Below are 12,381 nucleotides of genomic sequence, written 5' to 3'. Positions count from 1 at the left end.
GACCCCGGCCACGGCCGTGGCCCTCGCCGCGGACCTGGCGGCCCTGCCGTTCACCACCGCCGCCGTCGAGGGGCTGCTCGGACCCGTGGCCACGCTCGCCCTGGACCGCGAGCACGCCGAGGCCGCCCGCCGCGTCGTCGCCGGTCACCTGGCGGGCCCCGGCCGGCACGACGACGCAGCCGGCCCCGGCGACCGCCACGGCACGCGGGGCCTCGCCGCCGCCGTCGGGGCCTGGCTGCTCGGCGACCCCGTCCCCGCCGCCGACCTCGACGCCGCGCTGCCCCGCCTCGGCCTGGCCGGGGCCGTGGCGGCCGGGCTCGTCGTCGAAGGGCCGGACGGGCGCGTGCGCGGCGCGGTGGACCTCTCGCCGTACGAGGCGGACGAGCCGGGCCGGATGTGGATCGCCTCGGACCTGACGGCCCTGCAGCGGCGCGGCCCGCTGCCTCCCGAGCACGTGCTCGGCGTCGGCCGGGCCTCCCTCACGCTCGCCGGCGCCACGCAGCGCCGTCCCGTGGCCCGCGCCCTCGACGTGGGGGTGGGCTGCGGGATCCAGACCCTGCACCTGCTCGCCCACGCCGACCACGTCACCGCCACGGACCTGTCCGAGCGCGCCCTGGCCTTCACCCGGTTCAACCTGCTGCTCAACGCGGACGTGCTCGGCCTCGACCGGGAACGGCTCGAGGACCGGGTCCGGCTGGCGGCCGGCGATCTGCTGGCGCCGGTGGCGGGGGAGCGGTTCGACCTCGTCGTCTCGAACCCGCCGTTCGTGATCACCCCGCGCACGGACCCGGACGCGCCCGTGCTGACCTACCGCGACGGCGGCCGCGAAGGCGACCGGATCGTCGCGGAGCTGATCGCGACCCTGCCGGACGTGCTCGCCGAGGGCGGCACCGCGCAGCTGCTCGCCAACTGGGAGATCCCGGCGGAAGACACCGCCGACGCCGACACCGCACCGTGGGACGCGCGCCCGCGCTCGTGGGTGGCGCCGGAGATGCAGGCCTGGTTCCTCCAGCGCGACCGGCAGGACCCCGCGGGCTACGCCGAGACGTGGCTGCAGGACTCCTCGCTCGAGCTCGACCCGCCCGCCTATGAGGCCGCCTACCGCGGCTACCTGGACGACTTCGCCGCGCGCGGGGTCGCGGGCGTGGGCTTCGGCCACGTGTGGCTGCGCCGGCCCGCCGCGGACGGCTCCCAGGGCCGGGGGTGGGTGGTCACCGAGGAGCTGACCCAGCCGGTCGACGAGGCCCTCGGCGCCGCGTGGGCCGCCGCCGTCGCCCGCCGGGACCGGCTCGCCTCCGGTGCCGGGGCCGGGGACGCCGTCGGGGACCCGGCCCTGGCCGCGCTGCGCGGCCTGCACCTGCGCGTGGCCGCGGACGTCACGGAGGAGCGGCACCAGCGGTTCGGGGCGGAGCACCCCGAGGTGATCCTGGCCCGGCAGGGCTCCGGGTTCCGGCGCGTGGCGCGCCTGGACACCGCGACGGCGGGCGTGCTGTCGGCCAGCGACGGCGAGCTGTCCGTGGGGCAGCTGGTGGGCGCGGTCGCCGCGCTGCTGGAGCTGGACGACGCCGGCCGGGCCGGCCTCCTGGCCGCGCTGCGGGAGCTGTACGAGGACGGTTTCCTGGTGGAGGGCTGACGATCGGGTGGTGGCGGGCGCGGGGACGCCGGGCGTTATCGTGGTCAGCGCGCCCTACGATGTGGGGACGTCCGCCCCCGGCGGACACGGGTCGGCTCGCGTCGGCCCCGGACCCGCAGCAATCCCGTCCCAGGAGGACCCGTTGTCCACTACCCCCGCTTCCGTGACCGCTTCCGTCCCCGAGGGCAAGAAGCTGGTCATCGTGGAGTCCCCGGCCAAGAGCAAGTCCATCGCGAAGTACCTCAACGCGGTGGGCTCCGGCTGGGTGGTGGACTCCTCCGTGGGGCACATCCGCGACCTGCCCAAGCCCTCGGACCTGCCGGCGGACATGAAGAAGGGCCCGTTCGGGAAGTTCGCCGTGGACACGGAGCACGGCTTCACCCCGTACTACGTGGTGCACCCGGACAAGAAGAAGAAGGTCACGGAGCTCAAGCGCGAGCTCAAGGACGCCGAGGCCCTCTACCTCGCCACGGATGCGGACCGGGAGGGCGAGGCCATCGCCTGGCACCTGCTGGACACCCTCAAGCCCAAGGTGCCGGTGTACCGGATGACCTTCGGGGAGATCACCCAGGAGGGCGTGCGCCGAGGCCTGGAGAACATCCGCGAGCTGGACACGGCCCTCGTGGACGCCCAGGAGACGCGCCGCATCCTCGACCGCCTGTTCGGCTACGAGCTCTCGCCGGTGCTGTGGCGCAAGGTCTCCCGCGGGCTCTCGGCGGGCCGCGTGCAGTCGGTGGCCACCCGCCTCGTCGTCGAGCGCGAGCGGGAGCGCATGGCCTTCGTCTCCGCCCACTACTGGGGCGTGGAGGGCACCTTCACGGTGGCCGAGGGCGCGCAGGCCGCGGACGCCGTGGGCAGCTCGTTCACGGCCCGCCTCAGCACGGTGGACGGCGAGCGCGTGGCCACGGGCCGCGACTTCGACGACGCCGGGCGGCTCAAGGCCTCCGCCGGCAAGAAGGTGACCCACCTGGACGAGGCCGGCGCCCGCTCGCTGGCCGAGGGTCTGCGCGGGGCGGACTTCACGGTCGACTCGGTGGAGGACAAGCCGTACACCCGCCGCCCGGCCGCCCCCTTCACCACCTCCACGCTGCAACAGGAGGCCGCCCGCAAGCTCCGCATGAGCTCCCGCGTCTCCATGCAGGTGGCCCAGCGCCTGTACGAGAACGGCTACATCACGTACATGCGCACGGACTCGGTGAACCTCTCGCAGGAAGCCGTGCAGGCCGCCCGGCGCCAGGCCACCGAGCTCTACGGGGCGGACGCCGTGCCGGCCCAGCCGCGCGTCTACGCCAAGCGCAACGAGACCGCGCAGGAGGCCCACGAGGCCATCCGGCCCGCGGGGGACTCCTTCCGGACCCCGGCCCAGGTCAAGGCCGAGCTGCGCCCGGACGAGTTCCGCCTGTACGAGCTGATCTGGAAGCGCACCGTGGCCTCGCAGATGGCCGATGCCAAGGGCTACACCGCCACGCTGCGGCTCTCGGCCACCGCGCAGGACGGCCGCCTCGCGCAGTTCAGCGCCTCGGGCACCGTCATCACGTTCAAGGGCTTCCTCGACGCGTACGAGGAGGGCCGGGACGCCGAGGTCGACGGCGAGAACGCGGAGGCCAAGGACCGCCGCCTGCCGCAGGTGGCCCAGGGCGAGCGCCTCACCGGTGACCCGATCGAGGCCACCGGGCACGAGACCTCCCCGCCGGCCCGCTACACCGAGGCGTCGATCGTCGCCGAGCTGGAGCGCCGCGAGATCGGGCGGCCCTCCACGTACGCCCCGACGATCTCCACGATCATGGACCGCGGTTACGTGTCCAAGCGCGGCACCGCGCTCGTCCCGTCGTGGACCGCGTTCGCGGTGATCGGACTGCTCGAGGACTACTTCGCGAAGTACGTGGACTACGACTTCACGGCCCGCATGGAGGACGACCTCGACCGGATCGCCGCGGGCGAGCTCGGCCGCGAGGCCTGGCTGCAGACCTTCTACTTCGGGGCCCCCGCCGCGGAGACGGAGAAGGGCGTCGAGGGCCTCAAGCACGTGGTGGACAACCTCGGCGAGATCGACGCGCGAGCCGTGAACTCGCTGCCGATCACCGAGGACATCACCCTGCGGGTGGGCCAGTACGGCCCGTACCTGGAGCGGTCGCTGCCGGCCGACGCGGAGGCGGGCGCCACCCCGCCGCGCGCCAACGTCCCCGAGGACCTGGCCCCGGACGAGCTCACCCCGGCCAAGGCCGAGGAGCTGTTCGCCACCGCCCAGCCCTCCGAGCGCGAGCTCGGCACGGACCCGGAGACGGGCCGGACCGTCGTCGCCAGGGACGGGCGCTACGGGCCCTACGTCACCGAGGTCATCCCGGAGATGACCGAGGAGGAGCTGCAGGCCTGGCTCGACGCCCAGCCCACCGAGTACTACAAGAACGGCAAGCCCAAGCCGAAGAAGAAGCCGGCCAAGGAGAAGCCCCGCACCGGCTCCCTCTTCACGAGCATGTCCGTGGACACCGTGACCCTCGAGCAGGCGCTGCAGCTGATGTCCCTGCCGCGCGTCGTGGGCGCGGACGCCGAGGGCGAGGTCATCACCGCCCAGAACGGCCGCTTCGGGCCCTACCTGAAGAAGGGCTCGGACTCGCGCTCGCTCGAGTCCGAGGACCAGATCTTCAGCATCACGCAGGAGCAGGCCCTCGAGATCTACGCCCAGCCGAAGCAGCGTGGCCGCGGGGCCGCCAAGCCGCCGCTGGCCGAGTTCGGCGAGGACCCGGTCTCCGGCAAGAAGGTCACCGTGAAGGAGGGCCGCTTCGGCCCGTACGTCACGGACGGGGTCACCAACATCACCGTCCCGCGCGGCCGTCAGCCCGAGGAGCTCACGGCGGAGGAGGCCTACCAGCTGCTCGCGGACAAGCGTGCCAAGGGCCCGGCCACCCGCGGCGGTGCCAAGAAGCCGGCGGCCCGCAAGGCCCCGGCCAAGAAGACCACCGCGCGGAAGAAGGCCTGAGCGCCATGCGCCTCGGCGTCCTGGACATCGGGTCCAACACCGTCCACCTGCTGCTCGTGGACGCCCACCCGGGGGCCCGCCCCGTCGCCTACGCGGAGCACAAGCGCTCCCTTCCGCTGATCCGCTACCAGGACGCCGACGGGGCGATCACGGAGGAGGGACAGCGGGAGCTCGTGGACTTCGTCCGTGAGGCCGCCGCGTTCGCGGAGGAGCATCGGGCGGAGGACATGATCTCGTTCTGCACCTCGGCGATCCGCGAGTCCGCGAACGGCGCCGCCGTGCTGGCCCGCGTGCAGGCCGAGACCGGTGTGCACCTCTCCGAGCTCACGGGGGACCAGGAGTCGGCCATGACGTACTTCGCCGTGCGCCGCTGGCAGGGCTGGGGCGCCGGCTCCATCCTGAACTTCGACATCGGCGGCGGCTCCTTCGAGATCGCCTACGGCCAGGACGAGCTGCCCTCGCACGCCCTGTCCCTGCCGCTGGGCGCCGGCCGCCTCACCCGCGACTGGGTGCTCGAGGACCCGCCCAGCCCCAAGGCGGTGAAGAAGCTCCGCAAGCACGTGGAGAAGCGACTCGAGGAGGCGTATACGGCCTTCCCGCGCATCGAGTCGCCCGTGGTGGTCACCGCCACCTCGAAGACGTTCCGCTCCCTCGCCCGGATCACCGGGGCGGCGCCGTCGGCGGCGGGCCCCTTCGTGAAGCGGCACCTGCGCGCGGACGACCTGCACCTGTGGGTGAACCGCCTCGCGGCGATGACCGTCGCGGAGCGGGCGGAGCTGCCCGGCGTCTCGGACGTGCGCGCGCACCAGGTGTTCGCGGGGGCGATCGTCGCGCTGACGGCCATGCGCACGTTCGGCATCGCCCAGCTCGAGATCTGCCCGTGGGCGCTGCGCGAGGGCCTGATCCTCAACCGCCTCGACGCGCTCATGCTCGAGGGCCACCTCACCCGGGACGGCCGGCCCGGCGTCGGCCACGTGAACCTCAACCCGGACACCCTCCTGCCGGGACTGAGCCTGGGGGTGCGCTGACCATGCCGGACTCCACCGCGCACCTGGCCCCCGCGGCGCGCTTCGGAGCGGACATCCCCGTGACCCTGTCCTCCTCGTCCGTGTTCCCCCTGGGCACCCAGGACGTGTTCGCCACCGCCGAGGACCTCGGCTACGACGGCGTGGAGGTCATGGTCACGCACAACGCGTGGAGCCAGGACGCGCGGCGGCTGACGCGGCTGTCCGAGCGGCACGGGATGCCCATCGACTCCATCCACGCGCCCACCCTGCTGTTCACGCAGCAGGTCTGGGGCTCCGCGTGGTCCAAGATCCGCCGCTCCGTGGAGCTGGCGCAGGCCGTGGGCGCGGCCACCGTGGTGGCCCATCCGCCGTTCCGCTGGCAGGGCACGTACGCGGTGCGCTTCGCCGAGGGCATCCACGAGCTCATGGCGGAGACCGGCGTCGTGATCGCCGTGGAGAACATGTACCCGTGGCGGGCCTACGGCCGCGAGGCCAAGATGTACCTGCCGCACTGGAACCCGCTGCCCGAGCCGTACGAGCACATCTGCTGGGACTTCTCCCACGCGGCCATCGCGCGGGCGGACTCCCTGGCGGCCGTCCGCGAGCTCGGCCCGCGGCTGCGGCACGTCCACCTCACCGACGGCAACGACTCCGGCAAGGACGACCACCTGGCCCCCGGCGAGGGCACGCAGCGCGTGGCCGAGACCCTGCGCCACCTGGCGACCGCGGGCCTGGCCGGCACGGTGTGCGTGGAGGTGGGCACGCGCGGCGTGGAGTACGCGGGCCAGCGCGAGGAGAAGCTGGCCGCCTCGCTCGCGTTCGCGCGCGAGCATCTGGCCGCCGGCGGGACCGACCACCACGACGACGACGGCGCCCCGCGCCCGACCACGACGGAGACGGACCGACCATGAAGTTGACCATCCTGGGCCTGGGCACCATGACCGGCGCGATCCTCGCCGGAGCCCTCGACGCCGGCGCCGTGCGCGCCGAGGACGTCACCGCCACCACCCGCTCCACCGCCTCCGCCGAGAAGGCCGCCGCGCAGCACGGCGTCACCGTGACCTCCCGGGAGCGGGACGAACGCGCCAACCATGCCGCGGTCGCCGAGGCGGACATCGTCCTGGTGGGCGTGAAGCCGAAGGACATGGTCGCCACCCTCACGGACCTGGCGCCGTCGCTGCGCCCCGAGACCGTGGTGGTGTCCGTGGCAGCCGGCGTCACCTCCGCGACCATGGCCGCCGTGCTGCCGGCGGGGCAGCCGATCGTGCGGACCATGCCGAACACGCCCCTGACGGTGGGCTCCGGCGTCGTGGGCGTGGCCCCCGGGCCGGGCGTCACCGAGGAGCAGACCACCGCCGTGCGCGCCCTCTTCGAGGGCTCCGGCCTGGTGGTGCCGGTGGCCGAGGAGCAGCTCTCCGCCGTGGTGGCCACCGCCGGCTCCGCCCCGGCCTACGTGTTCCTGCTGGCCGAGCTGATCGCCGCCCACGGTGCGGAGATGGGACTGGACGCCGCCTCCGCCGAGGCCATGGCCGCGGCCACCGTCAAGGGCGCCGGCATCATGCTCCAGCAGGAGGGGGCCAGGGCCGAGGCTCTGCGCAAGGCCGTGATGAGCCCGAACGGCACCACCGAGAAGGCCGTGGAGGCGTTCCTGGACGGGGGCATGGGCGACCTCGTGAACCGTGCCATGGACGCGGCCGCGCAGCGCGACAAGGAGATGGCCGAGGAGTTCGGGGCCTGACGGTTCCGGCGTGCCTCAGGGCCGGGCCGCGAACCGGTCGATGAGGTCGGTGTGGCCCGAGACGATGAGGGTGTCGCGCGGGCCCACCCGGGTGTCCGGCTGGGCGTAGGTGAAGTCCTCGCCCGGGGTCTTCACGCCCACCACGGTCACGCCGTACTTGGAGCGCACGTGGGACTCGCCGAGCGTGAAGCCCACGCACTCGGCCGGCGGGTACATCTTCACGATCGCGAAGTCGTCGTCGAACTCGATGAAGTCGAGCATGCGCCCGTTCACGAGGTGGGCGGCCCGCACGCCGGCGTCGTGCTCGGGGAAGATCACGTGGTTCGCCCCGATCCGCTTGAGGATCGTGCCGTGCGCCTCGCTGATCGCCTTCACCCAGATGTGGGGGATCTCCAGGTCCACGAGGTTCACGGTGATCAGCACCGATGCCTCGATGGAGGTGCCCACGCCGACCACCGCCGTCGAGAAGTCCTGCGCGCCGAGCTGGCGCAGGGCCTCGGGGTCGGTGGCGTCCGCCTCCACCACGTGGGTGAGCGAGGGGGCGAAGCGCTGCACGAGGACGGGGTCCCGCTCGACGGCGAGCACCTCGCGGCCCTGGGCGACGAGCTCCTCGGCCGTGGCGGCGCCGAAGCGGCCCAGCCCCACGACGAGCACGGGGGCGTTGGGATCGGTGCGCTGCGGAGTGTCAGCCAATGACCGGCCTCTCGACGGGGTAGCGGTAGAGCACGCGCCGCTGGCGCAGGGCCAGGGCGGCGGCGAACGTGATCGTACCAACGCGGCCCGCGAACATCATGGCCGTCAGGACGTACTTGCCGGTCGGTGGGCTCTCCGCGGAGACGCCCACGGAGAGCCCGCACGTCCCGAACGCGGAGATCACCTCGAACAGGGGCCGCTGGAGGGACTCGTCGGTGATGTGCACCAGCGCCAGAGTGGCCACGAGCACGAGGGTGGCACCGAGGGCGAGCACCGCGATGGCCACGCGCAGGGACTCGGGGGCGATCGTGCGGCCGTGCGCCGTCACCTCGCGGTCGCCGCGCGCCTCCGCCACGATCGCGAGGAACATGATCGCCAGCGTGGTCACCTTGATGCCGCCCGCGGTGGAGGCGGACCCGCCGCCCACGAACATGAGCGCGTCCATGAGCAGCAGGGACTCGGGCTGGTGCGCGTTCGTGTCGTCGATCGCGAAGCCGCCGGAGCGGGTCATCACGGAGCCGAAGAGCGAGTGCCCGACCCGCTGCCAGAAGCCCATGCCGGCCTGGGTCGCCGGGTTGTCCGCCTCGAAGAAGAAGAGGGCGACGGCGCCGAGCACCAGCAGTGCCAGCGTCACCTCGACCGTGAGCTTGGTGTGCAGGTTCCACTGCCGGAACCGCCACCCCTTCTCCAGCAGCACCATGACCACGGGGAAGCCGAGCGCACCGAGGAACACGCCGACGCCGAGCACCGTGATGATCACCGGGTCGTGCATGATCTCCGGCAGGCCGTCCACGTGCAGGCTGAACCCCGCGTTGTTGAAGGCGCTGACCGAGTAGAACACCCCGTGCCACAGGCCGGTGAGCCACGAGCCGGAGATGGCCGCGAACCGCGGCACGAGGAAGAGCGCCAGCGCGGCCTCGGCGGTCAGCACCGTCAGGACGACGACGCGCAGCAGCTGGCCGACCTCGCCGAGACTGCCGGAGGTCATGCCCGCCTGCTGCGTCGCCAGCTTCGATCTCAGGCCCAGATGCCGGGAGACGGCCAGCGTGAGCAGCGAGGCCATCGAGAGGATGCCCAGGCCGCCGATCTGGATGGCCACGAGGATGATCACCTGGCCCGCGGGGGACCAGTGCACGGCCGTGTTGACGGTGGTCAGACCGGTCACGGAGAAGGCGGAGACCGCGGTGAACATGGCGTCGTGCAGGGGGGTGGCGTGGCCGTCCGCCGCGGCCCACGGCAGGGCGAGGAGCCCGGTGAACACCAGGGCCATGAGGGCGAAGGCGGAGAGGGCGGCGCGGGCCGGGGAGCCGCCCACCACGGAGCTGACGGCGCGGCCCGAGCGCCGCAGCGCCGTGCGCAGGTCGGTCGAGGACTCCAGCGTGGAGGCCTGGCCGGGCCGGGGGAGTCCGCCGGGCCGGCGCACCCCGCCGCGGCGGCGGGCGTGCGGGGTCGGACGGGGACCTGCCACGGGGCACCTCCTGCACGGGGACGGGGAACGGACCGGCTCCCAGTATCGCGCGCCCCGTGGCCCGCGCGTCACGCGGGCGAGACATCCGAGGCGATCGTCGCCACCGTGCCGCCCGGAGCCCTAGGCTGGACCGTGATGAGCACCACGTCCGCCCCTCCCGCTCCCACCCCCGCCGCTGTGGTGTGGGACTCCAGCCTGCTCCGCTACCGGTTCAGCGCGGAGCACCCGATGGCGCCCCTGCGGCTGGACCTCACGCACCGGCTCGTGGAGGCGTTCGGCCTGTTGGACGCGCCCCACGTGCGGATCGTGGAGCCGCCCGTGGCCACGGACGAGCAGCTCGCCCTCGTCCACGACCCCGAGTACGTCGCCGCCGTCCGCCGGGCCGCGGCGACGTCGTCGGCCGAGGACGGCCGCTTCGGCCTGGGCACCGAGGACTGTCCCGTGTTCCCGGACCTGCACGAGTCCGCCGCCCGGATCGCGGGCGGCTCCCTCGTGGCCGCGGAGGCGATCTGGTCCGGCGAGGTGGACCGCGCCGTGAACTTCGCGGGCGGCATGCACCACGCCGCCCGGTCCTCGGCGTCCGGGTTCTGCATCTACAACGACTGCGCCGTGGCCATCCAGCGCCTGCTGGACCTCGGCGCGGAGCGCGTGGCCTACGTCGACGTGGACGCGCACCACGGCGACGGCACGCAGTCGGTCTTCTACGACGACCCCCGCGTGCTCACCATCTCCCTGCACGAGACGGGCATCAGCCTGTTCCCGGGCACGGGCTTCGCCAATGAGATCGGCGGCGCGGCCGCCCAGGGCACGGCGGTGAACGTCGCGCTGCCCCCGCGCACCGGCGACGCCGGCTTCCTGCGCGCCGCCCACGCCGTGGTCCCGCCGCTGCTGGAGGCGTTCGCCCCGGACGTGCTGGTCAGCCAGCACGGCTGCGACGGCCACCTCACGGACCCGCTCGCCGACCTGCGGCTGACCGTGGACGGCCAGCGCCAGCTCGCGTTCGACGTCGGCGACTGGGCCGACCGGTTCGCGCACGGCCGGTGGCTGGCCACCGGGGGTGGCGGCTACAACCCGCTGCGGGTGGTGCCGCGCGCGTGGGCCCACCTGACCGCCGCCGTCCTGCAGACCCCGATCCCGGTGAAGAGCGAGATCCCCGCCGCCTGGATCGAGCACGTCCGGGCCCTCACCGCGGACGAGCTGACCGGGGACATGTCCGTGCACGTGGGGGACGACGCCGAGCGGATCCCCACCGTGATGGGCGAGGACGCGGACGTGTGGTGGCGCTCGTGGGAGGTGGGCTACGACCCGGCCGACCCGGTGGACCAGTCGATCATGGCCACGCGCCGCGAGGTGTTCCCGCTGCACGGGCTGGACCCCTGGTTCGACTGAGCCGGCCCGCGTCCCGGTTCGACCGCGGCCCGTGCGGCCGGTATTGTGGCCGAGAACGTTTCCAGGCGTTCCACATCCGGTGGAATGCGGGTCGGCGTGTCCGGCGCCCCGGATGCCTGCGGTCCCACGACCGCCGACCCTCGCCCCGATTCAAGGAGTCCCCATGGGATCTGTGATCAAGAAGCGCCGCAAGCGCATGTCGAAGAAGAAGCACCGCAAGCTGCTTCGCAAGACCCGTCACCAGCGTCGCAACAAGAAGTGACGCCCGCGCCCTCCGGGCGCTGACGAGACGAAGCCGCCGTCCCCTTCCGGGGGGACGGCGGCTTCGTCGTGGACGGCGATCCGTAGAGTGGGGCCATGACCGCCGACCTGCCCGCCGCCACCGCCCGCGTCCAGCTGCTCGTGAAGCCCGGCTGTCACCTGTGCGCCGAGGCCGAGGCCACGGTGGCGCAGGTGTGCGACGCGCGGGGCGAGGCCTGGGAGGCCGTCGACGGCGCCGCGCACCCGGCCCTGCTCGAGCGGTTCGCGGACGAGGTGCCCGTGCTGTTCGTCGACGGCGTCCAGCGCGACTTCTGGCGCGTGGACCCGGCCCGCCTGGGCCGTCTCCTGGACGCCCCGCGGGTCTGAGCGGGCTCAGCGGCGCGCGAAGCGCTGCCAGGCCTTCAGCCGCATGTACTCCGTGGCGTCCGGGCGGTAGGCGAGCACGATGCCGGCGACGCCGAGGCCCACCCACACCAGGTCCAGCGGGCTGAACGCCCCCATCACGGCGTTGGAGACCAGCACCAGCACGGACAGGGCCGCCAGCACCGTTCCGACGATGCGCGCGGCGCGCGAGCCGCCGCGGATCGCGAACGCCACCCACAGGTAGACGAGGAACGCGAGCACGCCGAACACGGCCGCCGTCGTGGCGAGGGCCGGGAGCATCCCGTCCATCATGGCGCGCATCTGCTCCGCCTGGTCGGCGGGCAGATCCATCTGCTCGACGGACCGGTCCAGCTCCTGCTGGATCGCGGCCTGGCCCTCCGGCTGGGTGAGGGCGAAGGCCGCCAGCAGGGTCGTCGCCAGCAGCAGGAGGCCGCCCGAGACGATCAGCCAGAACGCGGCCGTCAGGGAGCGCGGCCGCGGGGGCAGCTCGACCGGGCCGGGAGACTGCCAGCCGGCCGGGCCGTGGGGGGAGGGGGCCTGGGGCATCCCCGCCTGGCCCGGGGCGCCGTACGGAGTCGCCGGCGGTGCGCCGTAGGGGTTCTGGCCGTACGGGCTCGCACCCGCCGGGTCGGGGGAGCCCGGGGTCGACCCCTGCGGGACGGCGCCGTACGGGTCGGCGCCGTACGGGTTCTGGCTGCCGTGGGGATCGGTGGGCGAGGTGCCGGACATGGGGCCTCCTAGCGACGCCGACGCTCGCGGCGTCTCGGTGCGGACGGGGGTGGCGGCGCGGTCGCGCCGAGCTGTGCCCCACGCTACCGCCGGGGCCACCGG

At 73.8% G+C, this 12,381-nt stretch carries 11 protein-coding genes; 8 read left to right on the top strand and 3 right to left on the bottom strand.

Annotation, left to right across the window (positions count from 1 at the left end):
- The 5 genes from J1M41_RS07025 to proC form a co-directional block, all read left to right on the top strand.
- Positions 1-1,633: methyltransferase (locus tag J1M41_RS07025; RefSeq protein ID WP_206451430.1), on the top strand; the 1,633-nt coding region annotated here is incomplete at its 5' end.
- Between the two features lie 142 nt (positions 1,634-1,775).
- The gene (topA, locus tag J1M41_RS07020) at positions 1,776-4,610 is read left to right on the top strand and encodes a type I DNA topoisomerase (RefSeq protein ID WP_206451429.1); all 2,835 of its coding nucleotides are present in this window, start codon (positions 1,776-1,778) and stop codon (positions 4,608-4,610) included.
- A 5-nt stretch (positions 4,611-4,615) separates the two neighbouring features.
- Positions 4,616-5,638, top strand: coding sequence for an exopolyphosphatase (locus tag J1M41_RS07015; protein ID WP_036341216.1), 1,023 nt, complete (start codon positions 4,616-4,618; stop codon positions 5,636-5,638).
- 2 nt (positions 5,639-5,640) lie between these two features.
- Positions 5,641-6,528 (top strand): sugar phosphate isomerase/epimerase, encoded by an 888-nt coding sequence (locus J1M41_RS07010; protein ID WP_206451428.1) that lies wholly within the window; start codon positions 5,641-5,643, stop codon positions 6,526-6,528.
- A complete protein-coding gene (proC, locus tag J1M41_RS07005; RefSeq protein ID WP_206451427.1) occupies positions 6,525-7,355 on the top strand; it encodes a pyrroline-5-carboxylate reductase in 831 nt (276 codons plus the stop codon). Before J1M41_RS07010 ends, proC begins: the two co-directional genes overlap by 4 nt.
- A 15-nt stretch (positions 7,356-7,370) precedes the next feature.
- Here proC and J1M41_RS07000 read toward each other — a convergent pair whose 3' ends face one another.
- Positions 7,371-8,048 (bottom strand): TrkA family potassium uptake protein, encoded by a 678-nt coding sequence (locus J1M41_RS07000; RefSeq protein ID WP_178329098.1) that lies wholly within the window; start codon positions 8,046-8,048, stop codon positions 7,371-7,373.
- The gene (locus J1M41_RS06995) at positions 8,041-9,516 is read right to left on the bottom strand and encodes a potassium transporter TrkG (protein ID WP_206451426.1); all 1,476 of its coding nucleotides are present in this window, start codon (positions 9,514-9,516) and stop codon (positions 8,041-8,043) included. The genes J1M41_RS07000 and J1M41_RS06995 overlap by 8 nt, the downstream gene beginning before the upstream one ends.
- 135 nt (positions 9,517-9,651) lie before the next feature.
- Here J1M41_RS06995 and J1M41_RS06990 point away from each other — a divergent pair, with 135 nt between their 5' ends.
- The 3 genes from J1M41_RS06990 to J1M41_RS06980 all read left to right on the top strand — a co-directional run bounded on the left by J1M41_RS06990 (position 9,652) and on the right by J1M41_RS06980 (position 11,532).
- Positions 9,652-10,905, top strand: coding sequence for an acetoin utilization protein AcuC (locus tag J1M41_RS06990; RefSeq protein ID WP_206451425.1), 1,254 nt, complete (start codon positions 9,652-9,654; stop codon positions 10,903-10,905).
- Positions 10,906-11,068: 163 nt separating this feature from the next.
- Positions 11,069-11,167 (top strand): AURKAIP1/COX24 domain-containing protein, encoded by a 99-nt coding sequence (locus J1M41_RS06985; protein ID WP_005504750.1) that lies wholly within the window; start codon positions 11,069-11,071, stop codon positions 11,165-11,167.
- Positions 11,168-11,262: 95 nt separating this feature from the next.
- Positions 11,263-11,532, top strand: a complete 270-nt coding sequence (locus J1M41_RS06980) for a glutaredoxin family protein (RefSeq protein WP_070709880.1) — start codon at positions 11,263-11,265, stop codon at positions 11,530-11,532.
- A 6-nt stretch (positions 11,533-11,538) separates the two neighbouring features.
- On the opposite strand, the gene J1M41_RS06975 is transcribed toward J1M41_RS06980, so the two are convergent.
- Positions 11,539-12,279, bottom strand: a complete 741-nt coding sequence (locus J1M41_RS06975) for a hypothetical protein (RefSeq protein WP_036317269.1) — start codon at positions 12,277-12,279, stop codon at positions 11,539-11,541.
- Between the last annotated feature and the right edge of the window lie 102 nt (positions 12,280-12,381).

The organism is Micrococcus sp. KRD096, assembly GCF_017168495.1.
Classification (GTDB): domain Bacteria; phylum Actinomycetota; class Actinomycetes; order Actinomycetales; family Micrococcaceae; genus Micrococcus; species Micrococcus luteus.
This window is presented reverse-complemented; position numbering and strand designations above follow the sequence as displayed.

Bases quoted from the DNA above. Each gene is read 5' to 3' on its own strand.
- J1M41_RS06980 (WP_070709880.1), top strand. From the start codon at position 11,263: ATGACCGCCGACCTGCCCGCCGCCACCGCCCGCGTCCAGCTGCTCGTG.
- proC (WP_206451427.1), top strand. From the start codon at position 6,525: ATGAAGTTGACCATCCTGGGCCTGGGCACCATGACCGGCGCGATCCTC.
- J1M41_RS06975 (WP_036317269.1), bottom strand. From the start codon at position 12,279: ATGTCCGGCACCTCGCCCACCGATCCCCACGGCAGCCAGAACCCGTAC.
- J1M41_RS06985 (WP_005504750.1), top strand. From the start codon at position 11,069: ATGGGATCTGTGATCAAGAAGCGCCGCAAGCGCATGTCGAAGAAGAAG.
- J1M41_RS07010 (WP_206451428.1), top strand. From the start codon at position 5,641: ATGCCGGACTCCACCGCGCACCTGGCCCCCGCGGCGCGCTTCGGAGCG.
- J1M41_RS07015 (WP_036341216.1), top strand. From the start codon at position 4,616: ATGCGCCTCGGCGTCCTGGACATCGGGTCCAACACCGTCCACCTGCTG.
- J1M41_RS06990 (WP_206451425.1), top strand. From the start codon at position 9,652: ATGAGCACCACGTCCGCCCCTCCCGCTCCCACCCCCGCCGCTGTGGTG.